We start from the raw sequence: 25,960 nt of genomic DNA, 5'->3' as shown, positions 1-25,960 counted from the left end.
TGCTATCGCGAGCAGGCTCACTCCTACATTTGAAACGCGTTCCCCTGTAGGAGTGAGCCTGCTCGCGATGGCGTCATCATTGACACTACAAACCCATCAGGCAGAGGCCACCCTGGCAAACCCCGCCCGAATCTTCTCTTCCGGCAAGTCATCGGCAATAAACACGATCACACTCTCTCGCGCTTCGCCTTCGGCCCATTCGGTGTCCCAGTCGAAACCATAAAGCTTCAACACCCCCTGAAACACCAGCCGTCGATCTTCCCCGGCGATATTCAGCACGCCTTTGTAGCGCAGCAATTGCTTGCCGTGCTCTTCCAGCAGTTCGTTCATGAACTCGCTGAGCTGATCAATATCCAGTGCCTGATCGGTGCGCAGCACCAGGCTGGAGATGCGATCGATCGAGGGTGCCTTGCTCACCGGACGCAGGCTCAAACCGCCGCCCAGATCAGCATTGAGGTTGAAGCCGCGCACATCCAGCAGTTCGGCCAGATCAATGTTGCCATGCTCGACCACGCGGATCGGCGCGCGACGGTTGATTCGCGTAAGGCGTTCGCTCAATGCGGTGAACGTCGCCTCATCGACCAGATCGGTCTTGCTCACCAGCAAGCGATCGGCGAAACCGATCTGCGCCTGGGCGATGGTCTGGGTCAGGTGCACATCGGCGTGAGCGGCGTCGACCAAGGTGATGATGCCGTCGAGCAGATAACGCTCGCGCAGCTCTTCATCGATGAAGAACGTCTGCGCTACCGGCGCCGGATCGGCCAGACCGGTGCATTCGATCACCAGACGATCGAAGGCGATTTCGCCACTGTCCAGGCGCTCGAGCAGCAAGTACAGCGCCTTGGTCAGGTCGGTGTGAATGGTGCAGCAGACGCAGCCGTTGGCCAGGGTCATGACCTGCACCGGCTCGTCACCGAGCAGTTGGGTGTCGATCCCGGCGTCGCTGAATTCGTTCTCGATCACGGCGATTTTCAGACCGTGCTCGGCTTTCAGTAAATGACGCAGCAAGGTGGTCTTGCCGGCGCCGAGGAAACCGCTGAGTACCGTTACCGGAATGGGAGAAGACAAAACCCGATCTCCTTAAAGAAACACAAAAAAAATGTGGGAGCGAGCCTGCTCGCGAAAGCGGTGTGCCAGTCAAATCACTCATCAACTGACTCTCCACTTCGCGAGCAGACTCGCTCCCACAGGGGGATTACCTCAACCGCAGGCTGTCAGCTCAACAGCACTTCGGCCCACCCTTGCCACCGTAACGGGCTTCCTGACGTTCCCGAAAGAACATCTCGTAGCTCATCACCGGTTTATCCGGGTGCTTGGTTTGCATATGCTCGACGTAGGTGTCGTAGTCGGGCATGCCGACCATCAGGCGCGCGGCCTGACCGAGGTATTTACCGAGGCGACTCAGGTCATTGAACATGCTGCAATCCTCTGGTTACGCATCCGGCAGGGCCTGGAATGGCGATTCTTTATCCGTGCGCTCTTTCTTGCCCCAGGCGGCGATGCCGACCTTGAGCGCGTAGAACAGGATGCTGAAGACCACGAACAGGAACAGCGCGGTGAGTGTGGCGTTGGTGTAGGCGTTGAAGATCACGTGCTGCATCTGCTCGACGCTTTTCGCCGGTGCCAGCACCTGACCGTTGGCCAGCGCATCGCTGTACTTCTTCGCCAGCGAAAGGAAGCCGATCGCCGGGTTGGCGTCGAACAGTTTGATGAAGCCAGCGGTGGTGGTGCAGATCAACAGCCAGGTGGCCGGCAACAGGGTGACCCAGATGTAGCGCTGGCGCTTCATCTTGATCAGGACCACGGTGCCGAGCATCAGCGCGATACCGGCGAGCATCTGGTTGGAGATGCCGAACAGTGGCCACAAGGTGTTGATGCCGCCCAGTGGATCGATCACGCCCTGATACAGCAACCAGCCCCACATCGCCACACAACCGGCGGTGGCGATCAGGTTGGCGGTCCAGGATTCGGTGCGCTTCAGCGCCGGGACGAAGGAGCCGAGCAGGTCCTGCAGCATGAAACGCCCGGCACGAGTACCGGCGTCGACAGCGGTGAGGATGAACAGCGCTTCGAACAGGATCGCGAAGTGGTACCAGAACGCCATGGTGTTTTCACCCGGCAGGACACTGTGCAGGATCTGCGCGATACCGACCGCCAGGGTCGGCGCACCACCGGCGCGAGCCAGGATGGTGGTTTCGCCGATGTCATGGGCAACCGCTTGCAGCGCCTCAGGCGTGATTGCGAAGCCCCAACTGGTGACCATTTGCGCTACTGACGCGGCATCACTGCCGACCACGGCGGCCGGGCTGTTCATGGCGAAGTACACACCCGGCTCGATCACCGAAGCGGCAACCATGGCCATGATCGCTACGAACGACTCCATCAGCATGCCGCCGTAACCGATGTAGCGGGCGTTGGTTTCGTTATCCAGCAGCTTCGGCGTGGTGCCTGAAGAAATCAGTGCGTGGAAACCCGATACCGCGCCGCAGGCGATGGTGATGAACAGGAACGGGAACAGACCGCCCTTCCACACCGGCCCGGTGCCGTCGACGAACTGGGTCAGCGCCGGCATTTTCAGCTCGGGCATGGTGATCAGGATACCGATCGCCAGCGCGACGATGGTGCCGATCTTGAGGAAGGTCGACAGATAGTCACGCGGGGCGAGAATCAGCCAGACCGGCAGCGACGCGGCGACAAAACCGTAACCGACCAGCATCCAGGTAATCTGCACACCGGTGAAGGTGAAGGCCTTGGCCCATACCGGATCGGCAGCAATCTGCCCGCCCAGCCAGATCGAACCGAGCAGCAGCAACACGCCGACCACGGAGATTTCGCCGATGCGGCCCGGGCGGATGTAGCGCATGTAGATGCCCATGAACATCGCGATCGGGATCGTCGCCATCACGGTGAAGATGCCCCACGGGCTCTCGGCCAGGGCCTTGACCACGATCAGCGCCAGCACCGCGAGGATGATGATCATGATCAGGAAGCAGCCGAACAGCGCGATGGTCCCGGGAATCCGGCCCATTTCTTCACGCACCATGTCGCCCAGGGATCGGCCGTTGCGGCGGGTCGACATGAACAGGACCATGAAGTCCTGCACCGCGCCCGCCAGCACCACACCGGCAATCAGCCAGAGCGTGCCGGGCAGATACCCCATCTGCGCCGCCAGCACCGGACCGACCAGCGGCCCCGCGCCAGCGATGGCCGCGAAGTGGTGACCGAAAAGAATGTGTTTGTTGGTCGGCACATAGTCCAGACCATCGTTGTTGAGCACGGCGGGGGTGGCCCGACGCGGATCCAGTTGCATCACGTTGTTGGCGATGAACAGACTGTAATAACGGTACGCAACCAGATAAATGGCCACGGCAGCGACCACAATCCACAAGGCGTTGATCGCCTCGCCGCGGCGCAATGCCACTACGCCCAGGGCGCACGCTCCTACGATTGCCAGCACGAGCCAGGGTAAGTGGCGCAGCAGGCTATTATTATTTTTCATTTTTTTATTCCAGCCAGGGTGGACAAGAAAGACAGCCACCCCGAGTTTAGCGCTTACGGCGCCAAAGGCCATACCCCGACATAGGTCTAGACGCGTGCGCGATTGGCTGGCGCACGCATTCGCAGTCTATAGTCAGCGAACCTTCATGAGGATTTGCGCCATGAACGATCACTCCGCCAATCGACGTCGCTTCAAACGTATTGCGTTCGATGCCCGAACCGAGCTGAAACAGGGCGAGTACACCTGGCCGGTCAGGCTGATCGACCTGTCACTCAAGGGATTGTTGATCGAACGGCCGGAACCGTGGCTTGGTGATAAAGAGCAGGACTTTGCCGTCGACATTCATCTGAGCGATGACGTCGACATCGAGATGGATGTGCATCTGGCCCACGAGGAGAACGGCCATTTGGGGTTCATCTGCCGGCATATCAGCCTGGAGTCGATCCAGCGCCTGCGGCGGTTGATCGAGTTGAACCTGGCGGGTGAGGCCGAGCTGGAGCGCGAGTTGGGTGCGTTGATCGAAATCTAGAACCCGCCATCGATCAACTGTAGGAGTGAGCCTGCTCGCGATAGCGGTCTGCCATTCAACATATCATTGACTGATTGACCGCTATCGCGAGCAGGCTCACTCCTACAGGGGAATGGTGGTTATTCGAAGAGCGCGTCGAGGGCTTGTTCGAGGCGAGTGACCGCAATGATCTGCAACCCCGCCGGCGCTTCCTTCGGTGCGTTGCCCTTGGGCACGATCGCGCGTTTGAAACCGTGCTTGGCCGCTTCCTTCAAACGTTCCTGGCCGCTCGGCACCGGGCGCACTTCGCCGGACAGGCCGACTTCGCCGAACACCAGCAGATCATGGGGCAACGGCCGATTGCGCAAACTCGACATCACCGCCGCCATCAGCGCCAGATCCGACGCGGTTTCCAGCACCTTCACGCCACCGACCACGTTGAGGAACACGTCCTGATCGTGGGTCGGGATGCCGCCATGACGGTGCAACACCGCGAGCAGCATCGCCAGACGGTTCTGATCCAGACCCAGCGTCACCCGGCGCGGGTTGGCCAGATGACTGTCATCGACCAGCGCCTGCACCTCCACCAGCATCGGCCGGGTGCCTTCCCACGTCGCCATGACCACACTGCCGGGGACTTCTTCCTGGGCCCGGGTGAGAAAAATCGCCGAAGGATTGGAGACTTCTTTCAGGCCCTTGTCGGTCATGCCGAACACGCCCAACTCGTTGACCGCGCCGAAACGGTTTTTCACTGCACGCAGCAAACGCAGGCGACCGTCGGATTCGCCTTCGAAATACAGCACGGTGTCGACCATGTGTTCCAGCACACGAGGACCGGCCAGAGCGCCCTCTTTGGTGACGTGGCCGACAAGGAAAATCGCCGTGCCGCTCTGCTTGGCGTAACGCACCAGCAACGCCGCGCTCTCGCGCACCTGGGATACGCCGCCCGGTGCCGATTGCAGTTGCTCGGTGAAAATGGTCTGGATCGAGTCGATCACCATCACCTTGGGCTTTTCCTGACGGGCGGTGGCGATGATGGTTTCGATGCAGGTCTCGGTCATCACCCGCAGTTGATCCTGCGGCAGGCCGAGACGGCGTGCGCGCATCGCCACTTGCTGCTGGGATTCCTCACCAGTGACGTACAGCGCCGGCATGCTTTTGGCCAGATTGCACAGGGTCTGCAGCAGAATGGTCGACTTGCCGATCCCCGGGTCACCGCCGATCAGCACCACTGAACCGTCGACCAGCCCGCCGCCGAGGACGCGATCTAGCTCACCGGAGGCGGTGGAAAACCGTGGAATTTCTTCGATGCTGACTTCGGCCAGGGTCTTGATCTGGGCCTGTTGCCCGGCCCAGCCGGTACGTCCGGTGGGTGCCGTGGCGCCGCCGCTTTCGATCATGGTTTCAGTCAGGGTGTTCCAGGCACCGCACTCACCGCACTGCCCGGCCCACTTGGGAAAGGTTGCGCCGCACTCGGTGCAGCCGTACATGCGCTTGGCCTTGGCCATCAGAACCCCCGGAACAAAAGACGCGATGATAACGCAGCCACCACCGATCAGCGCGGCGCAGCGGTACGGATTTCGCCACTGGCCAGACGCGCGGCGCTGTTGCCCAGCGGATCCTCGGCGTTGAGGTCCGCGCCCTTGGCTTGCAATGCATCAAGCAATTCCAGACGCTTGAACAGCCCGGCATACATCGCCGCCGTCTGTCCGGCGCCGTTACGCTGGTCGGGGCTGCAATCGGTCGCCATCAGGCGCCGGGCAATCTGCAACTCGCCCTTGAATATCGCGCCCATCAGCGCCGTGTTGCCACGTTGATCCTGAGCACAGGCGTCCGCGCCTGCTGCCAACAGTCGCTCAACCGCCGGCGCCTGACCGTGATAGGCGGCCAGAATCAGCGCGGTGTAACCCTTGCTGTCGCGAGTATCAAGGGAATAGCCGGACTCGATAAAGGTTTCGAGCATCGGCACATCCCCGCGGCGCGCGGCATCGAAGTAATAAGCCTGCAACTGCGCCTTGATTGCCTCGGGGCTTTGCTCGACCGGGGCCGCCCCCGCAGTGAACGACAGGCACGCGGCCAGGCATGAAAGAAAAATCCGCATCGGGCACTCTCCTTGAACGCACGCGAGGCATGACCGGCCCTCGCGTGCGCCGCATCGCTATCAGTCGGTCAGTTTGGCCGCCAGTGCTTTCACACGGCTGAGGTCGCCCTTGGCCACTTCGGTCACACCGCTGCCGTACTCAGGGTCGGCCTTGTACAGGAACGACAGGATGATGTGCTTGCTCTCGTCATCGGTGGTGGCCAGCGAGCCGCCGAAGCTGTCGATCAGGTCGCGACGCTCCTGCTTGCTGTACGAGCGATACAGATCACCGGCCTGCTTGAAGTTCTGCTCGCGCTGGATCTTCGCCTGCTGGGTGCTGCCGGACAGCGCCGACTGGCTGTAACGCGCCGCTGGCGTCTCTTCACGCGGTTGCAGGCGGCTCGGCTGGTAGTTGACGCCGGACTGGCTGGCGCCGAAATTCATCGCACCGTCCTGATTGCCATTGTTCACCGCAGTTTTCGGCGCATTGATCGGCAATTGCAAAGCGTTGGCGCCGAGACGATACATCTGCGTATCGGCATAAGAGAACACCCGGCCCTGCAACAAACGATCTTCCGAAGGTTCAATACCCGGAACTACGTTGGCCGGCGCCATGGCTACTTGTTCGGTTTCCTGGAAGACGTTGGCCGGATTGCGGTTCAAGATCATTTGTCCAACTTTGCGTTCGGGAATACCCGGCCAGATCTTGGTCGCGTCCAATGGATCGAAATCAAACTTGGACAAATCCTGTGGCTTCAGAACTTGCACGTACAAGTCCCACTTCGGGAAGTTGCCTTTGTTGATATTGCTGACCAGATCATTGGTCATATGGCTGTAATCCTGACCCTGAACTTTTGCAACCTGCTTTGGCCGCAGGTTATTAATGCCCTGCAAGCTCTTCCAATGAAACTTCACATAATGAACTTCATTCTTTGCGTTGATCAGCTTATAGGCATGAACGCCATTGCCGTCCATTTCCCGGTAACTGGCCGGAGTACCGTAGTTGGAATACAGCTCGGTCAGCGTGCGGGTGGCTTCGGGTACATGGGAGAAGAAATCGAACCGGCGCGAATCGTCGTCAAGGTTGGTGCGCGGATCGGGCTTGAAGGCATGCACCATGTCCGGGAATTTGATCGCATCGCGGATGAAGAAGGTCGGGAAGTTGTTGCCGACCAGATCCCAGTTGCCGTCAGCGGTGTAGAACTTGGTGGCGAAGCCGCGCGGGTCGCGCAGGGTTTCCGGGGAGTGGTTGCCGTGCACCACCGCCGAGAAACGCACGAACACCGGGGTGCTCTGGCCTGCGGCGAACACCTTGGCCTTGCTCAGGTCGCTGAGGTCGTTGGTCACGGTGAAGGTGCCATGGGCGCCGGTGCCGCGCGCATGGACGACGCGCTCGGGGATGCGTTCACGGTCGAAACGCTGCAGCTTCTGGATCAACTGCACATCCTGCAGCAGCACCGGGCCGTTGGCGCCGGCGGTTTGCGAGTTCTTATTGTCACCGACAGCAGCGCCATTGTCGCGGGTCAGCGGAGCGGCGTTGACCGAAAAGGTCAGCAGGCTGGCGGGCAATACACCGAAAGTGCGGCGATGGGGAAAAGCCCCCAGTCCAGGAGTGGATGTCATATCAGGTTCCTCTGGTTTTATGGGGCGCATCCAGGTGCGCCACGCCAAGGCTAGAGGCCCGTGCCGCGGAACATAAATAGAAAGAACGTAACACCATGATTGAAGAAATTGGCTGTGCAATCAGCGCTTTACCGCGTATTTCGCGCGCGATTGCTGGCATTTTGCAAACTAATCGTCAATTGATGTGTCGATAAAAACGGGCATTGTAAGAAGGTGTTTCGCGCAGGAGGCGTTTCGCTGATTTACACTGCCAACACCAAACTCATCTGTAACAAGGAAATAACTATGGGCGTGCTTAGCGAGTTCAAGGCCTTCGCGGTCAAAGGCAATGTGGTCGATATGGCCGTCGGTATCATCATTGGCGCGGCGTTCGGCAAGATTGTTTCGTCGTTTGTCGGCGACGTGATCATGCCGCCGATTGGCCTGTTGATCGGTGGGGTGGACTTCAGTGACCTGGCCGTCACGCTCAAAGCCGCCCAGGGCGATGCGCCCGCAGTGGTGCTGGCTTACGGCAAATTCCTGCAGACCGTGCTGGATTTCGTGATCGTCGCGTTCGCCATCTTTATGGGCGTCAAAGCCATCAACCGCCTCAAGCGCGAAGAAGCCGTGGCGCCAACCGCGCCGCCGATCCCGAGCAAGGAAGAGCAACTGCTGGGCGAAATTCGCGACCTGCTCAAAGCGCAGAACGAGCGGCCCTGAAGCATCCGCTGGTCAATAAAACGGCACCCGCGGGTGCCGTTTTCGCTACCAGTAATTTTCCACCGCAACCTGCCCCGGCTTGCGCGTCAGGCTCAGGCGCATGTCGCGCTGCTTGAGCAAGGCGCGGGTGTCGTCGATCATCTGCGGATTGCCGCACAACATCACCCGCGAATGCTCTGGCGAAAGCTCGACGCCCGCTGCTCGCTCCAGTTCGCCATTTTCGATCAGCGCAGTAATCCGGCCCTGCAGCGCGCCGGGGTGCGCCTCACGGGTCACAGTCGGGATAAACCGCAATTTGTGCGCATGCTCGCTGAGGTAGTCACGTTGCGCCAACCCGGCAATCAATGCCTGGTAAGCCAGTTCCCGCGCTTCACGCACGCTGTAGACCAGAATGATGCGCTCGAATTTCTCCCAGACTTCGAAGTCCTGCAGGATCGACAGGAACGGCGCCACGCCGGTGCCGGTGGACAGTAGCCAGAGATCGCGACCATCGACAAAGCGATCCAGGGTCAAATAGCCGAACGCCTGGCGTTCAACCATCAGGCTGTCGCCCACCCTGAGCCGGCTCAACTCACTGGTGAACTCGCCCCCCGGCACCACAATGGAAAAGAACTCGAGAAACTCGTCGAACGGCGACGACACCATCGAATACGCGCGCCAGACGGTACTGCCGTCGGCCTTGGTGACGCCCAGGCGGGCGAACTGCCCGGCACGGAAGCGAAAGCCGGGATCGCGGCTGGTGCGCAGCGTGAACAGGTTCGGCGTCAACGGTTGGACATCGAGCAAGGTCTGGGTGGTGTACTTCTCGGCGCTGGCAGTCATGAGGCACTCCTTGAAACGATTGCCCACAGTGTCCCGCAAAATCGCCTTGCCTAACACTCGTGATTGGTAATGGTATTAAGCGGATCAACGCTGTTCATTCGGGACTGTCGCCAGCGTCAGTTATTGAGTAATAACTTTAAATGGCAATTAAAATATAACAGCCTGTATTGCTAAGAACGCTTTATGAAAAAACTTCCAAGTATCAATCTCGAAATAATGTAAGGCGACTCGCAGGAAAGATCCTACACTTCGATTCGTGCCGGATCCTTTGGATCCATTCGGCGCCCGGATATCAGGTTATGGAGGCGATAGTTCATGGAAACGTGGAAGGAATCACAACTCAAACAACTGACGTTTGCCAAAGGCATAGAGGCGGCTTACCCGATACTGTTGAGATTCGCGGAGAACCTTGGGTTCAACTTCTGCGCCATTGCAGTCACCTCGCCGAATCGCGAAGTGCATCTGAATGCCTTGCAAATCAATAATTACCCGAAAGAATGGAACATTCAGTACAACAAAGAGAACTACCGGAACATCGACCCGGTAATAGCGCATTGCAATCACTCAATACTTCCAATCGTATGGGAAGAGAGAGTGTTCGGCGATGCACCCCAGCTGTGGCAGGCGTTGAAACACAATGGACTGCAGCATGGCTGGTCGCAGGCATTTCATGACGAAGCCAGTGGCTTGTGCAGCATCATCAGTCTGGCTCGAACCCACTGCCCGATCAGTCCGCTGGAGCTGTATGAGCATTACGGTTATATCTTTTTCGCCAACCGGCACTTCAGCGAACTGTATGCCCGCACCGTGCCCATACCGGCCAAGCCCAGCAGGCCGAGGTTATCGTCCAGGGAGCTGGAAATTCTGAAACTGTCGGCCTTGGGCAAGACCGCTCATGACATTTCGAGAATTCTCAGCCTGAGCGAACGTACCGTTAACTACCACGTGCAAAACGTGATCGAGAAACTCAACGTGTGCAACAAGATTTCCGCCGTGATTGCGGCTGCTCGTGCCGGGATCATCTGATAGCCGAGAGTGATCGCGCGGCAATCCTGCGAGTATTTACCCGCAAAAAAACGTAACATTCAGGCCTCTCCGAGTGATGACGCACACCGCTTGCATCGCAGTCCACTCGGTAGGATCCCGTCGCACTACATGCTGGCAACGGGATAACTGCCGAATATCCTGAGTCCCCGCCCCATGCCTTTGCTAGAGACACCCTTCGCCCAGCTCGACCTGATTCGCCAGCCCGAACAGCAGAATGAACCGCTGCAAGCGTTCGACGCGGCGGACGAATACCTGCTCAATCATCTCGCCAGCGAACAACCGGCAAGCAGCACCCGCGTGCTGGTGCTCAATGACAGCTTCGGTGCATTGGCCATCAGTTTGCTGGGCAAGGTCGAGGTCAGCAGCAGCGGCGACTCGTTCCTGGGTTTCGTCGGACTGGAAAAGAATCTGCTGCGCAACGGCCAGGCGTTCGATGCGATTCGTCCAATCCCGGCCAGTGAGCCCTTGGTCGGGCCGTTTGATCGGGTGCTGATCCGCGTCCCCAAAACCCTGGCGCTGCTGGAAGAACAGTTGATCCGCCTGCAAGGGCAACTGGCTCCCGGCGCGCAAGTGATCGCGGCTGCCATGGTCAAGCATCTGCCCCGTGCTGCCGGCGATCTGCTCGAGCGCTACATCGGCCCGGTGCAAGCGTCGCTGGCTGTGAAAAAAGCGCGATTGCTGATTGCCACACCGCAAACCAAAACACCCGTAACGTCCCCCTACCCCACTCGTTATCGCCTGGATGAACCGGCGATCGAACTGCTCAACCACGCCAACGTGTTCTGCCGCGAAGGTCTGGACATCGGCACCCGCGCGTTCCTGCCGCATCTGCCGAAGAACCTTGGCAACGCACGAGTCGCCGATCTCGGTTGCGGCAACGGTGTGCTGGCCATTGCCAGCGCGTTGCAGAACCCGGACGCGCATTACACGCTGGTCGACGAGTCATTCATGGCGGTGCAATCGGCGGCCGAGAACTGGCGCGCGGCGTTGAGCGATCGGGAAGTGGTGGTGCGCGCCGGCGATGGTCTGGCCGGGCAGGCGCCGCAGTCGCTGGACGTAGTGCTGTGTAATCCACCGTTCCATCAGCAGCAGGTAGTCGGCGATTTCCTCGCCTGGCGCATGTTCCAGCAGGCGCGCGAGGCACTGGTGGTCGGCGGTGCGCTGTACATTGTCGGCAATCGGCACCTGGGCTATCACAGCAAACTGGCGCGCCTGTTCCGCGGCGTCGAGCAAGTGGCGGCAACGCCGAAATTCGTCATCCTCAAAGCCCGCAAATAAATCCCGGACAAAAAAAACCCTCCGTGAGGAGGGTTGCAAATCCATACCCGAAGGCGCCGGGACGGGATGTTTCAGTGGGTGGTCAAACCTGCGGCATTCATGAACATGCGCATCAGGCTGGCGGCGATGAACAGCACGCCGACACTGCCAACCCAGATCAAGGCCAACCAGCCGAGCCGCTGCCACAGCGGTTTTTTTTCGGCTTCTTCAATGTCGTGCAGGGAATGTTTGCCGGTCATTGCGTCGATCTCCGTTTAGCCAAGGCGTCACTGCGCACGCCTTCGCGAGCAGGCTCGCTCCCACAGGGCAAGCCCAGCATGGGATTAGTGGTAACCGTCTTCGTGGGTCACCTTGCCGCGGAATACGTAGTAGCTCCAGAAGGTGTAACCGAGGATGAACGGAATGATGAACAGCGTGCCCACCAGCATGAAGCCCTGACTTTGCGGCGGCGCGGCGGCGTCCCAGATCGAGATCGACGGCGGCACGATGTTCGGCCACAAGCTGATGCCCAGACCGCTGTAGCCAAGGAAAATCAGCACCAGGGTCAGCAGGAACGGCGTGTAGTTGGCATTGCGTGCCACCGCGCGGATCAGGCCATACAGGGTGACCAGCACCAGAATCGGCACCGGCATGAACCACAACAGATTCGGCATGCTGAACCAGCGCGAGGCAATTTCCGGGTGGGACAACGGCGTCCATATACTGACAATGCCGATCACCGCCAACAGCACAAACGCCAGCGGCCGTGCCAGATCATGCATTTGTTCCTGCAACTTGCCTTCGGTCTTCATGATCAGCCAAGTGCAGCCGAGCAACGCATACGCCACCACCAGCGCTGCGCCGCAGAACAGTGTGAACGGCGTCAGCCAGTCCAGCGAGCCACCGGCGAACTGGCGATTGACCACAGGCAAGCCATCGATGAAGGCACCCAGCGCCACACCCTGAAAGAACGTCGCCGCGATCGAACCACCGATGAAGGCCTTGTCCCACAGGTGACGTTTTTCGTCCTTGGCCTTGAAGCGAAACTCGAAGGCCACGCCGCGAAAGATCAGGCCCATCAGCATGAAGATCAGCGGCAGGTACAACGCCGACAGCACCACCGAGTAAGCCAGCGGGAACGCGCCAAACAACGCCGCGCCGCCCAGCACCAGCCAGGTTTCGTTACCGTCCCAGACCGGGGCGACCGTGTTCATCATCACGTCACGGTCGGTCTTGCCCGGCACGAACGGGAAGAGAATGCCGATGCCCAGGTCGAAGCCGTCCATGACCACGTACATCATGATGCCGAAGATGATGATCACGGCCCAGATCAGCGGAAGATCAATACCCATGAGTCAAATCTCCTTGGTCAAGCGAGTGTTGTCTTCGTGCTCGCCTTCGGCCGGATCGTCGGCTGCGGACAACGGACGCGCCGGGGTGCGTTTCTTGCCTGGACCACCGTCCGGCGTTTCGCTGCCTTCGCTGATCTTCGGCCCCTTGCGCACCAGACGCATCATGTAGCCGAGACCTGCGCCGAACAGCGCGAAATAGATCACGACGAACATGATCAGGGTGATGCTCATCTGCATGAAGCTGTGGTTGGACGAAGCATCTGCGGTGCGCATCAAGCCGTACACGACCCATGGCTGACGGCCGATTTCCGTGGTGAACCAGCCGGCAAGAATCGCAATCAGGCCGGACGGCCCCATCCACAAGGCCAGATGCAGGAACGGCCGCGAGGTGTACAGCGAGTCACGCTTGCGCAGCCACAGACTCCACAGACCGGTGAAGATCATCAGGAAACCAAGGCCGACCATGATGCGGAACGACCAGAACACGATGGTCGAATTCGGCCGGTCTTCCGGCGGGAATTCCTTGAGTGCCGGCACCTGCTTGTCCAGCGAGTGCGTGAGAATCAGGCTGCCGAGGTAGGGAATCTCCACGGCGAACTTCGTGCGTTCTTCTTTCATGTCCGGCCAGCCGAACAGGATCAGCGGCGTCGCTTCGTCGCCATGGTTTTCCCAGTGGCCTTCGATCGCAGCGATTTTTGCCGGCTGATGCTTGAGCGTGTTGAGGCCGTGGAAGTCGCCGATCACTGCCTGGATCGGCGCGACGATCAGCGCCATCCACATCGCCATCGACAGCATGGTGCGGATCGCCGGGTTGTCCCTGCCGCGCAGCAAATGCCAGGCTGCCGAAGAGCCGACGAAGAATGCTGTCGCGACGAACGCGGCGGTGGCCATGTGCATCAGCCGGTAAGGAAATGACGGATTGAAGATGATCGCCAGCCAGTCAGTCGGGATGACCTGGCCGTTGACGATCTCAAAACCTTGCGGGGTCTGCATCCAGCTGTTGGAGGCGAGGATCCAGAAGGTCGAAATCAACGTGCCGATCGCCACCATCACCGTCGAAAAGAAGTGCAGGCCGCGCCCGACCTTGTTCCAGCCGAACAGCATCACGCCAAGGAAACCGGCTTCAAGGAAGAACGCCGTGAGCACTTCATAGGTCAGCAACGGCCCGGTAACAGCACCGGCGAAGTCGGAGAAACGACTCCAGTTGGTGCCGAACTGATAGGCCATGACCAGACCGGAAACCACGCCCATGCCAAAGTTGACGGCGAAGATCTTCGACCAGAAATGGTAGAGGTCACGGTAGGTATCGTTGCGGGTTTTCAGCCACAGGCCTTCGAGCACCGCCAGGTAACTCGCCAGGCCAATGGTGATGGCCGGGAACAGAATGTGGAACGAGATGGTGAACGCGAACTGAATTCGGGCGAGATCGAGAGCCTCTAAACCGAACATATGGCTTCCTCTGTCAGGTAGTACGGGTAGCGGACCCGGAGGCCTGCACCACTGCCCCCACGGATATGGAGTGCGGCGAATTCGGATTCGTTCTTTTTTTACAACCATCGCTACGCAGGGAGTCTGGCCAACTGGCCGTCAGATCAGTTCCGGTCGGGGTCTTGATCTGGATCAAGCAACGTTGAAAGAGTAGTCCCATTTTTGCCAATGAACTGCGTGGTCGTTTGCCGCGTGACAAGTTGTCTCATTGGCGCAGCAAGGTTCTGGCCTGGTGAACCCAAAAAGATGATGCACATCTGACTGAATTTTTTCTCGTAGCAACTTCCTGTTACAGACTGGTGATAATCTCGCCGTTCACTCGTCCAAGACCTGCCTTCAGATGCCCACTCAAGAGCCCCTGCTGTTACGTCAGCATCGTCCGTTCATGGCCTTTTGGCTGGCGCGGATTTTCACCGCCAGCGGTTTTCAGATGCTCACCGTGGCGATTGGCTGGAACCTCTATCAACTGACCGGCAACGTGCTGGATCTGGGCCTGGTCGGCCTGGTCGAATTTGCCCCTCGCGTATTGTTCATGCTGCATACCGGGCACGTCGCCGATCGCTATGACCGGCGCAAGGTCGCCGCGCTCTGTCAGTCGTTGCAGGCATTGATTGCCCTGGCGCTGGCCATCGGCAGTGCCACCGATCACGTCACCCGCGAAATGATCTTCATCCTCGCTTTTCTCCTGGGGGCGGCGCGGTCGTTCGAGATGCCCACGACCCAGGCGCTGCTGCCAAGCATCGTCCCGAGTGCGCTTTTCCCGCGGGCGGTCGCCGCCGCGCAATCGGCGCAGCAATCGGCGACCATCGTCGCCCCGGCCCTCGGCGGTTTGCTCTATGCATTCGGCAGCGTCTGGGTCTACGGCCCGACCGTATTGCTGTATGTGATCGCCTGCTTGCTGATGCTCAACCTGCCGGCACGCCAGACGCCGCTGAACAAAGGCAAAGCCACGCTGGACTCGCTGCTGGCGGGGATTCGCTTCATCCGCAGCCGTCCGGACATCCTCGGCGCGATCTCGCTGGACCTGTTTGCCGTGTTGCTCGGCGGCGCCACGGCGTTGCTGCCAGTGTTCGCCAAGGACATTCTGCTGACCGGCCCGTGGGGCCTCGGCCTGCTGCGCTCGGCGCCGGCGGTGGGCGCGTTGCTGATGTCATTGTTCCTGGCGCGGTTTGCCGTGGAACGCAACGTCGGCCGGGTGATGTTCACCGCCGTCGGCATCTTCGGCGTCGCCACCATCGCCTTTGGCCTGTCGACCTCGTTCTGGTTCTCGCTGGCGGTACTGGTGGTGCTCGGCGCCGCGGACATGATCAGCATGGTGATCCGCGCCTCCTTCGTACAACTGGAAACCCCCGACGAAATGCGCGGCCGGGTCAGCGCGGTGAACGGCCTGTTCATCGGCGCCTCGAACCAGTTGGGCGAATTCGAATCAGGCCTCACCGCCCACTGGTTCGGCACCGTGCCGGCGGTGGTCATGGGCGGAATCGGCACGCTGGTGGTGACGGGAACGTGGATCAAGCTGTTTCCGACGTTGGCGAACCGGGACCGGATGCATGTGCCGGTGGAGGAGAAGGTCTGAGTTTTCTGGAAAAACTCACCTGCCAAGCACATATCAAGCGACAACGTGCGGTACATAGTTACCGCACTGGGTGTAATGTATCGCCTTACACTCGCCGCCATGATCAAATCCTTTCAGCACAAAGGCCTTCGTGGCTTCTATGAAACAGGTACGACTCGTGGAATTCGTGCCGAGCATGCAAAACGGCTGTCGCGCATGTTGCAGTTCATGGATTGAGCGACGCTTCCCGGGGACTTGGACTTGCCCGGCTGGCGCCTGCATCCTTTGAAAGGTGAGCTAAGCGAATATTGGTCGCTCAGCGTTTCAGACAACTGGCGAGTGATCTTTCGTTTTGTCGGTTCGGATATCGAATTGGTCGATTATCTGGACTACCACTGACAGGAGGCAGGCTCATGCCCATGCACAACCCGCCACACCCCGGTGAAACCCTGCTGCTGGATGTCTTGCCCGAGCTTGGCATCAGCGTGAGCGAATTAGCCCGGCACCTTGGCTTTGCACGCCCGCACCTTTCGCGCGTACTGCACGGACACGCGCCAATCAGCCCGGATCTGGCAGTACGACTTGAACGTGCAGGGATTGGCAAGGCGCGCGTGTGGCTAGGTGTTCAAACCGACTACGATCTTTGGCAAGCGGAGCACCGTGAGCAACCAATGATAGAACCCCTCGCAGCCCACGGCTGACCCGTCAGGCCATCAACTCCCCCGCCACCCTCGCCCGCAACGCCTTGCCACCAAGCTGCTCGACCAGGGTCAAGGCAAACTCCAGCGCAGCCCCCGAGCCTTGGGCGGTGATGCAATTGCCGTCGACCACCACCGGTTGATCAACAAACGTACAGCCCGACAACTGATGGCTGGCGCCGGGCAGGCAGGTCATGCGTCGCTGGCGCAGCACGCCTGATGCTTGCAGTGCGACAGCCGGAGCTTCGCCGATGGCGGCGAACAATCGGCCGGCGCTGGCTTGGTCTTTGAGCAATTGCTGTAAGGGCTGGTGCGCAGCGAGATGCTGGGAGCCGACGGCACCGCCCGGCAGGACGATCAGGTCGAAGCGCTGCGCGAGTACATCGACGAGCATGCCGTCTGCAGTCAGCCGGGTGCCCCGCGCGCAGGTCAGCATGCGCCGGCCTTCAATACTGGCGGCAACCACTTCGATACCGGCGCGGCGCAGCACGTCGATCAGGGTCACGCTTTGCAAATCGTCGATGCCCTCGGCGAGGGCAATCAGGGCTCTGGCAGTCATGGGCGCTTTCCGCTGGTAGTCTGTAAAGCGTAGTCAGCTTTATCCCACCCTGTTCGAAGACAGCCGTTACTTGATGTAAAGCTGGGTCGACATCATGTTGCGCGGCGCGTTGAGCGAGGTGTTGCTGAAGCTGAAGGTGCCTTCCTGTTTACCGGCCAGATCGAAGGTATAAAGAGAACCGACGGTTTTGCTGCCGGGCGTGCATTCGGTGAGATTGCCATTATCGAAGGCACACACCGGGCCTCGGGTGCCGTTGACCTCGAAGCCATCCAGAGTCACTTGCGGCTGGTTCTGGCCATAGCCGACTTCCAGCACGTAGACCTTGATGTTCGGCCCGTTGTGATTGCACTGGGTTTGCGCCTGGTGATCGGCGATATCTTCCAGGCCACAGGACGGCGACTGCACTTTGATGACCTTTACCTGGGTCAATGGCGGCGCCGAAGCCGCGAACGCCGGGACTGCCACCAGCAGTGCTGCAATCCATCCGAAAATCTTCATCCCGCCGTTGCGCATGCCTGCCCACTCCGAAAAATCAGCGCGCAGTATGGCGCAGTTGTCTGCTGCGCAAAACTTCGCCGACGATCGACACCAACATCCGCCAAATTCCTCACGCGGCTGGTATGATGCGCGGCTTTTTCCGGCCCACGACAATTTTCCAGGCGCTTGCGACGGTCTGTGCTTTGCTGTTGAGGTCGATACATTCACGGCGCCACGCGCGCCACGGGGAGCAGACATGCTGGAAAGGCTGTTTCAACTCAAGGCACACAACACCAACGTGCGCACGGAAATTCTCGCGGGCGTCACGACTTTCCTGGCCATGGCTTACATTCTGTTCGTCAACCCGAGCATCCTCGGCGAGACCGGCATGGACAAAGGCGCGATTTTCGTCGCCACCTGTCTGGCGGCCGCGATCGGCTCGACCGTGATGGGCCTGATCGCCAACTACCCGATCGCCCTCGCTCCGGGCATGGGCCTGAATGCCTTCTTTACCTACACCGTGGTTCTGCACATGGGCCACACCTGGCAAGTTGCGCTGGGTGCGGTGTTCATTTCCGCCGTGCTGTTTTTCCTGCTGTCGATCTTCCGCATCCGTGAATGGATCATCAACGCCATCCCGCTGCCATTGCGCTCGGCGATCGCCGCCGGTATCGGCCTGTTCCTGGCACTGATCGCCCTGCACAACGCTGGGATCGTAGTCAGCAACCCGGCGACCATGGTCGGTCTCGGCGATCTGACCAAACCGGCGCCGATTCTCGCCACAGTCGGCTTCGCGGTAATTGTCGCCCTCGAAGCGCTGAAAGTGCGCGGCGCGGTGCTGATCGGCATTCTCGCCGTCACCATCGCCTCGATCGCACTGAACGTCACCGAGTTCGGCGGCATCCTGTCAATGCCGCCGTCGCTGGCGCCGACCTTCCTGCAACTGGACATCAAAGGTGCACTGGACATCGGTCTGGTCAGCGTGATTTTCGCCTTCCTGTTCGTCGACCTGTTCGACAACTCCGGGACCCTGATCGGCGTCGCCAAGCGCGCCGGCCTGATGGGCAAGGACGGCCACATGCCGAAAATGGGCCGCGCGCTGATCGCCGACAGTACGGCGGCCATGGCCGGTTCGCTGCTGGGCACTTCGACCACCACCAGTTACATCGAATCCGCGGCCGGCGTCAGTGCCGGTGGCCGCACTGGCCTGACCGCCATTGTCGTGGCGATCCTGTTCCTGCTGGCGCTGTTCTTCTCGCCACTGGCGGCCAGCGTGCCGGCTTTCGCCACCGCACCAGCGCTGCTGTTCGTCGCCGTGCTGATGACTTCCGGCCTGGCGGAAATAGACTGGGATGACATCACCGTCGCCGCGCCGGTTGTGGTCACTGCACTGGCGATGCCGTTCACCTATTCGATCGCCAACGGCATCGCTTTCGGCTTCATTGCCTGGACCGCCATCAAGTTGCTCTCCGGCCGTGCCCGTGAGCTGAACCCGGCACTGGTGATCCTGTCGATTCTGTTTGTGATCAAGTTGGGTTGGTTCAACGCATGACTTTCGATTCCCAAGCCTACGCCGAACAACTCGAAGCCAAGGTCACACGTCTGCGTGAGCTGCTGGCGCCGTTCGATGCACCCGAGCCGACGGTGTTTGATTCGCCGCTGCAGAACTTCCGCCTGCGCGCCGAATTCCGCCTGTGGCGCGAGGGCGGCGAGCGGCATTACGCGATGTTCTCTCAGGATGACAAACGCACGCCGATCCTCATCGAAGAATTTCCGATCGCCAGCCTGCGCATCAACCAGTTGATGCCGCAGTTGAAGGCTGCGTGGCAGGCCAGTTCGGCGCTGAGCCACAAGCTGTTCCAGGTCGAATTCCTGACCACGCTGGCCGGCGACGCGATGATCACCCTGTGCTACCACCGTCCGCTGGACGAACATTGGCACGCGGCGGCGACTCGGTTGTCGGCCGATCTCGGTGTGAGCATCATCGGCCGCTCCAAGGGCAAGCGCGAAGTGCTTGGCCAGGACTATGTCGTCGAGAAACTCGAAGTCGGCGGTCGCACTTTCAGCTATCGCCAGCCCGAAGGCGCGTTTACCCAGCCGAACGGCACGGTGAACCAGAAGATGCTCAATTGGGCATACGAAGCGCTGGGCGATCGCAGCGACGATCTGCTGGAGTTGTACTGCGGCAACGGCAACTTCACCCTGCCGCTGGCCACCCGCGTACGCAAAGTGCTCGCTACCGAAATCAGCAAGACTTCAGTCAACGCGGCCCTGAGCAACCTCAGCGAAAATGCGGTGGATAACGTCACGCTGGTGCGTTTGTCCGCCGAGGAACTGACCGAAGCGCTCAACGAAGTGCGCCCGTTCCGCCGCCTGCACGGCATCGATCTGAAGAGCTATGAATTCGGCAGCGTCTTCGTCGACCCACCGCGCGCCGGCATGGACCCGGACACCTGCGAACTGACCCGTCGCTTCGACAACATCCTCTACATCTCCTGCAACCCGGAGACCCTGGCCGCCAACATCGCCCAACTGCACGACACCCACCGCATCACTCAATGCGCGATGTTTGACCAGTTCCCGTGGACCCATCACATGGAATCCGGTGTGCTGCTGACCCGGCGTTGATTGCCGGAAGCTGGGAAGAGAAAGCCGTCGTGATTGACGGCTTTTTTGTGGGTGCTATGGCGCGATATCGGTTTTACGTGGACGCCCGCCTTTCTTGCCATTGGCTCGGGCGGCTGCTGATTTTGCAGCGCTGCTTTGACGCCCGTTGCGCGAAGCAACGACCGACGCGGCCATCCGCATGAGCGACGGGTTCGCCGAAATCATTCCGGCAATGGAAATATCCAGGTCTTTACCCTCATGGCACAGCGCAGTGCCGGCGAAGCCGATCGTCAGGCTTGCATAATCGGCTGCTTTAAACCCCTCAAATTCTGGATACAGCTTCACCGGAAGCAACACACCGCTGCCGTCCTCGAAACGAATGACCAGAGAGGATTCTTCGAAGCTCACTGACACGGCCTGCAAACTGTTGGCCTGTCGTGCTTCGCCAAGTGTGATGGCGGCATCGAGCATTTCTTCCGTCAGGGGGCGATGCACCGACGGTTTTGCCTTGATGACTTTCATAATTCGATTTCAACTCCTTCCAACTTGCCGATCAAGGTCAGCAGCACCTTGTCTGCTTCTGGGTGATAGCGCGCCGATCCGATCCGGTAGATCTGGTCGGTGACTGGTTTCATCACGGGCACTTCGTTTGTTTGGCAATCCCATATCTGGTTATCGAGACAAACGGTCTGCAAGCCCCACCACCAGATCCCGCGTGCTCGACGCAGGTGCGCCGGTTGTCCAAGTGACAGGCACAAGCCGTTCAGCACGGCGAGCGGCGGTCGACGGGACAGCGGCACGACGTCCCACAGATCAACTTCGTTGTGCCAGAAGCTGACCGGATGCGGGCATTCCAGGCACCCGCATCTACATGGGCGTGGGGTGGGCAGTGTTCGCCTCTCAACATGATGCGAATCGACATTCCTTTGTAGCTGCATATCTTCATGCTAACCCATCCGTTAGGTTAATGGATTTCCAAACTCGATTTTCCTTTCGAGTCCGACAACCGGTTGCCACGAGCGAACGTGTCGGAGGTCATCCAAGGCTAGCGGGCATGGAGAGCGGGGCTTGGGAATTGATTGGAAAAAACGTAAGAAAAGCTGTCGTTACATCTTGAAATCAGGGCTCGCCTGAATTTGCCTGTGCGATCACCGAACATAAAACGCCCAGGTCATTTCTGTTCAATTGACCGATGTAACCATCTAGTACATTTTATCTCCTCAGGCTGAAACCTCTCGGCCGATGCCAAAAACAATAAGTGGAGTTACCCCATGTCCCCTATCGTTCTGGTGCTCAACGGCCCGAACCTGAACCTGCTCGGCACCCGCGAGCCAGCGACTTATGGTCATGAAACCCTGGCGGACATTTCCGCGCTGTGTGGTCGCGCGGCTGACGAGTTTGGCCTGACCGTAGAGTTTCGCCAGACCAATCATGAAGGCGAGCTGCTCGACTGGATTCACGCGGCGCGCGGTCGTTGCGCCGGGATCGTGATCAACCCGGCGGCGTGGACGCATACGTCGGTAGCGATTCGCGATGCCTTGGTCGCCAGCGAGCTGCCAGTGATTGAAGTGCATCTGTCCAACGTCCACGCCCGTGAGCCGTTCCGTCATCATTCGTTTGTTTCGGGCATTGCCACGGCGGTGATGTGCGGATTCGGCAGCCATGGTTATCGCTTGGCGCTGGAACATTTCAGTCAGCGGTTGCGGGGGTGAAGGCCATGTCACGTTCCAGAGTGATACTCGCCGGGCTGATCGGCGCCGGGATTCAGGCTTCGCGCACGCCGGCACTGCACGAACACGAGGGCGATGCGCAGGGCCTGCGTTATCTCTACCAACTCATCGACCTCGATCAATTGCGCCTCGACAGCACGGCGCTGCCCGACTTGCTTCAATCGGCCGAGCGGATGAACTACACCGGACTCAACATTACTTTTCCATGCAAGCAGGCGATCATCCCGCTGCTCGATGAATTGTCGCCGGAAGCGCGAGGGATCGGCGCAGTGAACACGGTGGTGCTGAAGGATGGCAAGCGTATTGGCCACAACACCGATTGTCTCGGTTTCGCCGAAGGTTTTCGCCGAGGTCTGCCAGACGCTGCCCGCGAACATGTAGTCCAGATGGGTGCTGGCGGCGCCGGCGCGGCGGTGGCCCACGCGCTGCTCAGTGAAGGCGTACGGCAATTGACGATTTTTGATGTCGATCGCGAGCGCGCGGAAAGTCTGGCAAACAATCTGAATCAACATTTTGGCGCCGGTCGCGCGCAAGCCGGGCGGGATTTGCCCGGGGCGCTGGCGCAGGCCGACGGCCTGGTCAACACCACGCCGATGGGCATGGCCAAGCTGCCAGGTACACCGGTGCCGGCGCAGTTGCTGCGCAAGGCAATGTGGGTCGCTGAGATTGTGTATTTCCCGCTGGAAACCGAACTGCTGCGCGACGCCCGGGCTCTGGGTTGCCGCACGCTTGATGGCGGCAACATGGCGGTGTTTCAGGCGGTCAAGGCGTTTGAATTGTTCAGCGACGTGGTGCCGGATTCGCAACGCATGCTTGAGCATTTTCAGAGCATGAATGGCTGAGCCCTGCCGCCCCCTGTAGGAGTGAGCCTGCTCGCGATAGCGGTGTATCAGCCAATAGATGCATTGGCTGACGGAATGCCATCGCGAGCAGGCTCACTCCTACAGGGTGGGTTGTGTCAGGCCTGCAGGTAGCGCAACACCGATTCGCAGATCATCTCGCGATGACGCTGTTTGATGGTTTCGTCCGGCAGATCGATCTGGAAGATTTCCCCCAGCGTGTGGCGGTTCGACACGCGATAGAAGCAGAACGAACTGATCAGCAGGTGCACGTCCAGCGCATCGATGCCACGCCGGAACAAACCTTCGTCCGCACCCCGTTGCAGAATCCCGCCCAAGGTATCGAGGATCGTGTTGTTCAGCGCCTTGATCGCATCGGAACGTTTCACGTACTCGGCGTTGTGGATGTTTTCGATGCTGACGATGCGCACGAAATCGACGTTGCGGTCGTGGTGATCGAACGTGAACTCCACCAGTCGGCGGATTGCCAGTTCGGGCGGCAGTTCGTCCAGGTGCAGGCGGTTTTCCGTGCTGCGGATATCGCCATACAGCTTCTCCAGCACCTCGACGTACAACTGCTCCTTGCTGCCGAAGTAGTAATAGATCATGCGCTTGGAGGTGTGGATGCGCTCGGCGATCGCGTCGACGCGGGCACCGGACAGGCCCTGCTGGACGAACTCGACGATCGCCTCCTGCAGGATGTTTTCGCGGGTCTTTTCCGGGTTGTTCTTGCGACTCTTGCGCGGCACTGCGTCGGACTCGACAGCAGCGGCGGAAAGTTCTGAATTCATGGTCATCGCGGGCTCACGGCCATCACTGCACAAGCTGGCGATTATGGGCCGCGCGGGACAGTGAAGGAAGCCGCGCGGCCCGTGTTTAATCCCGCGTTTACGAATTCCCTACAACTTCGCCTGACGCGCCGCGCCGCTGCGGGATTTGGCCATCGCCGCCAGCCTTACGGCAACGTTGGCCGCGCCATAACCGGCGTAACCGTTCTTGCGCTGGATGATCTCGAAAAAGAAGCGCCCTTCGAACGGCTCGGTGTACACATGAAACAGCTCGCCGCCCTGGGCGTCACGGTCGTAGAGCACGTTGTAATAGGCCAGCTCGCTGAGAAACTCATCGTCGAAATCGAAACGCGCGGCGAGATCGTCGTAATAGTTCAGCGGAATGTCCAGCAGCGGCACGCCGGCCTCTTTGGCGCGACTGACCTGGGCAAAGATGTCGTCACAATCGAAGGCGATGTGGTGCACACCGGAGCCGCGATAACTCGACAACGCGTGGGAGATCGCGGTGTTGCGGTTCTCGGAGATATTCAGCGGCAGCCGGATCGAACTGTCGCGGCTGCGCAGTGCGCGGCTCTTCACCAGACCGTACGGATCGGGCAGCACCACTTCGTCGTCGGCCTCGAAATCCAGCAGGCTCTTGTAGAACAGCACCCAACTGTCGAGGCTGTCGGCCGGCAGCGCCATGGCCATGTGATCGATTCGCTTGAGGCCGCCGCCGGTCTGTGCGTCCGGCAGCAGATTGAAATCGGTCCCGTAAACGTCGGCGTCCTCGTCGACCAGATAAATCAGACTGCCGTCCGGTGCGCGCACCGCCGCCAGTTCCAGTTCATTCGGCCCGACCAGCCCGCGATAGGGCTGCCCCTTGTAGGCGACCGCGCGGGCCAGCGCACTGGCGCTGTCCCTGACCCGCACAGCCGTGGCGCACAGCGACGGGCCATGGGCTTCGAAGAAGCTGTGGGCGAACGAATACGGTTCGCAGTTGAGGATCAGATTGATATCGCCCTGACGCAGCAGGCTGACATTCTTGGAGCGATGCTGCCCGGCCTTGGCAAAACCGAGGCGTTGCAGCCAGTGACCGAGCTTCGCCCCGAGCGCTTCGTCGACGGCAAACTCAAGAAACTCAACGCCGTTGTATTCGCTGGCCTGCGGCGTTTCGAAAAGGATGTCGCGGTTGGCCACCGGCGTCGCTTCCTGCTCGAGACGCTGACGGGTTTTCTCTTCCAGATACAGTAGCGAACGCAAACCGTCGGCGGCGTTGGCCCGTGGCGGCGCGGCACGGAAGCCGTCGTTGAAGATTTCCAGCGACAACGGCCCGCTATAGCCGCTCTTGATGATCGGCGCGAGAAAACCCGGCAGATCGAATTCGCCCTGCCCCGGGAAGCAGCGGAAATGCCGGCTCCACTCCAGCACATCCATCTGCAGAATCGGCGCGTCGGCCATTTGCACGAAGAAGATCTTGTCGCCGGGAATATCGGCGATGGCGCTTGGATCGCCCTTCAGCGACAGCGTGTGGAAGCTGTCGAGCAACACGCCGAGGCTCGGGTGATCGGCCTGACGGACGATGTCCCAGACCTGTTGATAAGTGTTGACGTGCCGGCCCCACGCCAGCGCTTCGTAACCTATGCGCAAGCCGCGGGCGCCGGCGCGTTCGGCCAGCAGACTCAAGTCATCGACGAGAATCTGTTGATCGCCCAGGCTGTCGGCGGAAGCGTTACTGCAGACCAGCACCAGATCGGTGCCGAGTTCCTGCATCAGGTCGAACTTGCGCTCTGCGCGCTCCAGGTTGCGGGCCAGGCGATCACGGCGGCAGCCTTCGAAATCACGGAACGGCTGAAACAGGGTGATGGCGATGCCGAGATCGGCGCACATCTGTTTAACTTCGCGGGGACTGCCGTCGTAGTACAGGAGGTCGTTTTCGAAAATCTCCACGCCGTCGAACCCGGCGGCGGCAATGGCTTCGAGTTTTTCCGGCAGGGTGCCGCTCAAGGAAACGGTGGCAATGGAACGCTGCATGTTTCAACTCCCGGACTGCGCCGCTTTTGTGTAGGAGCTGCCGAACGCTGCGATCGTTTGATCTTGATTACTTGAACAGCAAAATCAAAAGATCGCAGCCTTCGGCAGCTCCTACGAGGGAATGGGTTTTTATAGTGAGGGAAATTATTGGCTGCATCCCTGCGCGCAGCAATTTAAAGTGTACTACCCGGTTAGTTTTGCGTGCGATTATCGAACACTATGGCGATTTGGCGAATTGACGATTTTTTGTTCACTGCCCAACATCGGTTGCACATCGAGTCCGGCCACTAACCACCGGACAAGGTGTTCGACCGTAAAG

Annotated in this window: 25 protein-coding genes and 2 pseudogenes; 11 read left to right on the top strand and 16 right to left on the bottom strand. The window is 59.8% G+C overall.

Going from position 1 to position 25,960, the window contains the following annotated elements; genetic code table 11:
• Positions 1-96 precede the first annotated feature (96 nt).
• From yjiA to AEQ63_RS16205, 3 genes are all read right to left on the bottom strand, one after another.
• Entirely contained in the window at positions 97-1,068 is a 972-nt protein-coding gene (gene yjiA, locus AEQ63_RS16215) for a GTPase (protein WP_064364097.1), read from the bottom strand.
• 151 nt (positions 1,069-1,219) lie between these two features.
• Positions 1,220-1,417 carry a YbdD/YjiX family protein gene (locus AEQ63_RS16210; protein WP_003228401.1) on the bottom strand — a complete coding sequence of 66 codons (198 nt, stop codon included), beginning with the start codon at positions 1,415-1,417 and terminating at the stop codon, positions 1,220-1,222.
• A gap of 15 nt (positions 1,418-1,432) precedes the next feature.
• Positions 1,433-3,499 (bottom strand): carbon starvation CstA family protein, encoded by a 2,067-nt coding sequence (locus tag AEQ63_RS16205; protein ID WP_042610518.1) that lies wholly within the window; start codon positions 3,497-3,499, stop codon positions 1,433-1,435.
• A 160-nt stretch (positions 3,500-3,659) separates the two neighbouring features.
• Between AEQ63_RS16205 and AEQ63_RS16200 the strand changes: the two genes are divergently transcribed.
• On the top strand, positions 3,660-4,028 hold the full coding sequence (locus AEQ63_RS16200) for a PilZ domain-containing protein (protein ID WP_064364096.1): 369 nt from the start codon (positions 3,660-3,662) through the stop codon (positions 4,026-4,028).
• Between the two features lie 119 nt (positions 4,029-4,147).
• Here the strand turns inward: AEQ63_RS16200 and radA are convergent, their stop codons facing one another.
• The 3 genes from radA to katB are packed head-to-tail and all read right to left on the bottom strand — an operon-like array spanning position 4,148 to position 7,710.
• Positions 4,148-5,515 carry a DNA repair protein RadA gene (gene radA / locus AEQ63_RS16195; RefSeq protein WP_003228407.1) on the bottom strand — a complete coding sequence of 456 codons (1,368 nt, stop codon included), beginning with the start codon at positions 5,513-5,515 and terminating at the stop codon, positions 4,148-4,150.
• Between the two features lie 47 nt (positions 5,516-5,562).
• On the bottom strand, positions 5,563-6,108 hold the full coding sequence (locus AEQ63_RS16190; protein WP_064364095.1) for an ankyrin repeat domain-containing protein: 546 nt from the start codon (positions 6,106-6,108) through the stop codon (positions 5,563-5,565).
• 60 nt (positions 6,109-6,168) lie between these two features.
• The gene (gene katB / locus AEQ63_RS16185; RefSeq protein ID WP_064364094.1) at positions 6,169-7,710 is read right to left on the bottom strand and encodes a catalase KatB; all 1,542 of its coding nucleotides are present in this window, start codon (positions 7,708-7,710) and stop codon (positions 6,169-6,171) included.
• Between the two features lie 285 nt (positions 7,711-7,995).
• On the opposite strand from katB, the gene mscL reads away from it, so the two are divergent.
• Complete coding sequence (mscL, locus tag AEQ63_RS16180; protein ID WP_024014404.1) at positions 7,996-8,409, top strand: large-conductance mechanosensitive channel protein MscL; 414 nt, start codon at positions 7,996-7,998, stop codon at positions 8,407-8,409.
• Positions 8,410-8,454: 45 nt separating this feature from the next.
• Here mscL and AEQ63_RS16175 read toward each other — a convergent pair whose 3' ends face one another.
• On the bottom strand, positions 8,455-9,231 hold the full coding sequence (locus tag AEQ63_RS16175; protein ID WP_042610522.1) for a ferredoxin--NADP reductase: 777 nt from the start codon (positions 9,229-9,231) through the stop codon (positions 8,455-8,457).
• 315 nt (positions 9,232-9,546) lie between these two features.
• Here AEQ63_RS16175 and AEQ63_RS16170 point away from each other — a divergent pair, with 315 nt between their 5' ends.
• Both AEQ63_RS16170 and AEQ63_RS16165 read left to right on the top strand, forming a co-directional pair.
• Complete coding sequence (locus tag AEQ63_RS16170) at positions 9,547-10,257, top strand: autoinducer binding domain-containing protein (RefSeq protein WP_064364093.1); 711 nt, start codon at positions 9,547-9,549, stop codon at positions 10,255-10,257.
• 174 nt (positions 10,258-10,431) lie between these two features.
• Positions 10,432-11,556, top strand: coding sequence for a methyltransferase (locus AEQ63_RS16165; RefSeq protein ID WP_064364092.1), 1,125 nt, complete (start codon positions 10,432-10,434; stop codon positions 11,554-11,556).
• 71 nt (positions 11,557-11,627) lie between these two features.
• Here AEQ63_RS16165 and AEQ63_RS27300 read toward each other — a convergent pair whose 3' ends face one another.
• The 3 genes from AEQ63_RS27300 to AEQ63_RS16155 all read right to left on the bottom strand — a co-directional run bounded on the left by AEQ63_RS27300 (position 11,628) and on the right by AEQ63_RS16155 (position 14,336).
• Positions 11,628-11,795 (bottom strand): DUF2474 domain-containing protein, encoded by a 168-nt coding sequence (locus AEQ63_RS27300; protein WP_016773090.1) that lies wholly within the window; start codon positions 11,793-11,795, stop codon positions 11,628-11,630.
• A gap of 84 nt (positions 11,796-11,879) precedes the next feature.
• A complete protein-coding gene (cydB, locus tag AEQ63_RS16160) occupies positions 11,880-12,887 on the bottom strand; it encodes a cytochrome d ubiquinol oxidase subunit II (RefSeq protein WP_042610525.1) in 1,008 nt (335 codons plus the stop codon).
• A 3-nt stretch (positions 12,888-12,890) separates the two neighbouring features.
• A complete protein-coding gene (locus AEQ63_RS16155) occupies positions 12,891-14,336 on the bottom strand; it encodes a cytochrome ubiquinol oxidase subunit I (protein WP_042610526.1) in 1,446 nt (481 codons plus the stop codon).
• A gap of 379 nt (positions 14,337-14,715) precedes the next feature.
• Here AEQ63_RS16155 and AEQ63_RS16150 point away from each other — a divergent pair, with 379 nt between their 5' ends.
• From AEQ63_RS16150 to AEQ63_RS16140, 3 genes and pseudogenes are all read left to right on the top strand, one after another.
• The gene (locus AEQ63_RS16150) at positions 14,716-15,951 is read left to right on the top strand and encodes an MFS transporter (RefSeq protein WP_064364091.1); all 1,236 of its coding nucleotides are present in this window, start codon (positions 14,716-14,718) and stop codon (positions 15,949-15,951) included.
• Positions 15,952-16,050: 99 nt separating this feature from the next.
• A pseudogene (locus AEQ63_RS16145) lies at positions 16,051-16,329 on the top strand (type II toxin-antitoxin system RelE/ParE family toxin).
• Positions 16,330-16,343: 14 nt separating this feature from the next.
• Positions 16,344-16,631, top strand: coding sequence for a HigA family addiction module antitoxin (locus AEQ63_RS16140; protein ID WP_016773085.1), 288 nt, complete (start codon positions 16,344-16,346; stop codon positions 16,629-16,631).
• A 4-nt stretch (positions 16,632-16,635) separates the two neighbouring features.
• On the opposite strand, the gene AEQ63_RS16135 is transcribed toward AEQ63_RS16140, so the two are convergent.
• Complete coding sequence (locus tag AEQ63_RS16135) at positions 16,636-17,187, bottom strand: DJ-1 family glyoxalase III (RefSeq protein ID WP_064364090.1); 552 nt, start codon at positions 17,185-17,187, stop codon at positions 16,636-16,638.
• A 66-nt stretch (positions 17,188-17,253) separates the two neighbouring features.
• Complete coding sequence (locus tag AEQ63_RS16130; RefSeq protein ID WP_064364089.1) at positions 17,254-17,700, bottom strand: DUF4879 domain-containing protein; 447 nt, start codon at positions 17,698-17,700, stop codon at positions 17,254-17,256.
• Positions 17,701-17,920: 220 nt separating this feature from the next.
• Here AEQ63_RS16130 and AEQ63_RS16125 point away from each other — a divergent pair, with 220 nt between their 5' ends.
• Both AEQ63_RS16125 and trmA read left to right on the top strand, forming a co-directional pair.
• Positions 17,921-19,216, top strand: a complete 1,296-nt coding sequence (locus tag AEQ63_RS16125; RefSeq protein WP_064364088.1) for an NCS2 family permease — start codon at positions 17,921-17,923, stop codon at positions 19,214-19,216.
• Positions 19,213-20,292 (top strand): tRNA (uridine(54)-C5)-methyltransferase TrmA, encoded by a 1,080-nt coding sequence (trmA, locus tag AEQ63_RS16120; protein ID WP_064364087.1) that lies wholly within the window; start codon positions 19,213-19,215, stop codon positions 20,290-20,292. The genes AEQ63_RS16125 and trmA overlap by 4 nt, the downstream gene beginning before the upstream one ends.
• 54 nt (positions 20,293-20,346) lie before the next feature.
• Here trmA and AEQ63_RS16115 read toward each other — a convergent pair whose 3' ends face one another.
• Positions 20,347-20,793: a DUF2442 domain-containing protein gene (locus AEQ63_RS16115; RefSeq protein WP_064364086.1), complete on the bottom strand. Its 447-nt coding sequence runs from the start codon at positions 20,791-20,793 to the stop codon at positions 20,347-20,349.
• Positions 20,790-21,217 (bottom strand): annotated as a pseudogene (locus AEQ63_RS27295) (DUF4160 domain-containing protein). Before AEQ63_RS27295 ends, AEQ63_RS16115 begins: the two are co-directional and overlap by 4 nt.
• A gap of 325 nt (positions 21,218-21,542) precedes the next feature.
• Between AEQ63_RS27295 and aroQ the strand changes: the two are divergent.
• Positions 21,543-21,983 (top strand): type II 3-dehydroquinate dehydratase, encoded by a 441-nt coding sequence (aroQ, locus tag AEQ63_RS16110; RefSeq protein WP_042610534.1) that lies wholly within the window; start codon positions 21,543-21,545, stop codon positions 21,981-21,983.
• 5 nt (positions 21,984-21,988) lie between these two features.
• Complete coding sequence (locus AEQ63_RS16105; protein ID WP_064364085.1) at positions 21,989-22,843, top strand: shikimate dehydrogenase; 855 nt, start codon at positions 21,989-21,991, stop codon at positions 22,841-22,843.
• Positions 22,844-22,959: 116 nt separating this feature from the next.
• On the opposite strand, the gene AEQ63_RS16100 is transcribed toward AEQ63_RS16105, so the two are convergent.
• Positions 22,960-23,637, bottom strand: a complete 678-nt coding sequence (locus tag AEQ63_RS16100; RefSeq protein WP_042610536.1) for a TetR/AcrR family transcriptional regulator — start codon at positions 23,635-23,637, stop codon at positions 22,960-22,962.
• Between the two features lie 102 nt (positions 23,638-23,739).
• A complete protein-coding gene (gene quiC / locus AEQ63_RS16095; protein WP_042610537.1) occupies positions 23,740-25,641 on the bottom strand; it encodes a 3-dehydroshikimate dehydratase QuiC in 1,902 nt (633 codons plus the stop codon).
• Positions 25,642-25,960 lie beyond the last annotated feature (319 nt).

The organism is Pseudomonas sp. RIT-PI-o (assembly GCF_001297215.1).
GTDB lineage: Bacteria > Pseudomonadota > Gammaproteobacteria > Pseudomonadales > Pseudomonadaceae > Aquipseudomonas > Aquipseudomonas moraviensis_A.
Note: the sequence above shows the minus strand (reverse complement) of the source record. Positions and strands in the feature narration are given on the sequence as shown.

What these genes read in the sequence shown, in the direction of transcription:
- AEQ63_RS16135 (WP_064364090.1), bottom strand. Translation starts at nt 17,187, where the DNA reads ATGACTGCCAGAGCCCTGATTGCCCTCGCCGAGGGCATCGACGATTTG.
- mscL (WP_024014404.1), top strand. Translation starts at nt 7,996, where the DNA reads ATGGGCGTGCTTAGCGAGTTCAAGGCCTTCGCGGTCAAAGGCAATGTG.
- trmA (WP_064364087.1), top strand. Translation starts at nt 19,213, where the DNA reads ATGACTTTCGATTCCCAAGCCTACGCCGAACAACTCGAAGCCAAGGTC.
- quiC (WP_042610537.1), bottom strand. Translation starts at nt 25,641, where the DNA reads ATGCAGCGTTCCATTGCCACCGTTTCCTTGAGCGGCACCCTGCCGGAA.
- AEQ63_RS16105 (WP_064364085.1), top strand. Translation starts at nt 21,989, where the DNA reads ATGTCACGTTCCAGAGTGATACTCGCCGGGCTGATCGGCGCCGGGATT.
- AEQ63_RS16200 (WP_064364096.1), top strand. Translation starts at nt 3,660, where the DNA reads ATGAACGATCACTCCGCCAATCGACGTCGCTTCAAACGTATTGCGTTC.
- katB (WP_064364094.1), bottom strand. Translation starts at nt 7,710, where the DNA reads ATGACATCCACTCCTGGACTGGGGGCTTTTCCCCATCGCCGCACTTTC.
- cydB (WP_042610525.1), bottom strand. Translation starts at nt 12,887, where the DNA reads ATGGGTATTGATCTTCCGCTGATCTGGGCCGTGATCATCATCTTCGGC.
- AEQ63_RS16130 (WP_064364089.1), bottom strand. Translation starts at nt 17,700, where the DNA reads ATGCGCAACGGCGGGATGAAGATTTTCGGATGGATTGCAGCACTGCTG.
- AEQ63_RS16205 (WP_042610518.1), bottom strand. Translation starts at nt 3,499, where the DNA reads ATGAAAAATAATAATAGCCTGCTGCGCCACTTACCCTGGCTCGTGCTG.
- AEQ63_RS16190 (WP_064364095.1), bottom strand. Translation starts at nt 6,108, where the DNA reads ATGCGGATTTTTCTTTCATGCCTGGCCGCGTGCCTGTCGTTCACTGCG.
- AEQ63_RS16165 (WP_064364092.1), top strand. Translation starts at nt 10,432, where the DNA reads ATGCCTTTGCTAGAGACACCCTTCGCCCAGCTCGACCTGATTCGCCAG.
- AEQ63_RS16210 (WP_003228401.1), bottom strand. Translation starts at nt 1,417, where the DNA reads ATGTTCAATGACCTGAGTCGCCTCGGTAAATACCTCGGTCAGGCCGCG.
- AEQ63_RS16150 (WP_064364091.1), top strand. Translation starts at nt 14,716, where the DNA reads ATGCCCACTCAAGAGCCCCTGCTGTTACGTCAGCATCGTCCGTTCATG.
- AEQ63_RS16170 (WP_064364093.1), top strand. Translation starts at nt 9,547, where the DNA reads ATGGAAACGTGGAAGGAATCACAACTCAAACAACTGACGTTTGCCAAA.
- AEQ63_RS16140 (WP_016773085.1), top strand. Translation starts at nt 16,344, where the DNA reads ATGCCCATGCACAACCCGCCACACCCCGGTGAAACCCTGCTGCTGGAT.
- AEQ63_RS16175 (WP_042610522.1), bottom strand. Translation starts at nt 9,231, where the DNA reads ATGACTGCCAGCGCCGAGAAGTACACCACCCAGACCTTGCTCGATGTC.
- aroQ (WP_042610534.1), top strand. Translation starts at nt 21,543, where the DNA reads ATGTCCCCTATCGTTCTGGTGCTCAACGGCCCGAACCTGAACCTGCTC.
- AEQ63_RS16155 (WP_042610526.1), bottom strand. Translation starts at nt 14,336, where the DNA reads ATGTTCGGTTTAGAGGCTCTCGATCTCGCCCGAATTCAGTTCGCGTTC.
- AEQ63_RS27300 (WP_016773090.1), bottom strand. Translation starts at nt 11,795, where the DNA reads ATGACCGGCAAACATTCCCTGCACGACATTGAAGAAGCCGAAAAAAAA.
- radA (WP_003228407.1), bottom strand. Translation starts at nt 5,515, where the DNA reads ATGGCCAAGGCCAAGCGCATGTACGGCTGCACCGAGTGCGGCGCAACC.
- AEQ63_RS16115 (WP_064364086.1), bottom strand. Translation starts at nt 20,793, where the DNA reads ATGAAAGTCATCAAGGCAAAACCGTCGGTGCATCGCCCCCTGACGGAA.
- AEQ63_RS16100 (WP_042610536.1), bottom strand. Translation starts at nt 23,637, where the DNA reads ATGACCATGAATTCAGAACTTTCCGCCGCTGCTGTCGAGTCCGACGCA.
- AEQ63_RS16125 (WP_064364088.1), top strand. Translation starts at nt 17,921, where the DNA reads ATGCTGGAAAGGCTGTTTCAACTCAAGGCACACAACACCAACGTGCGC.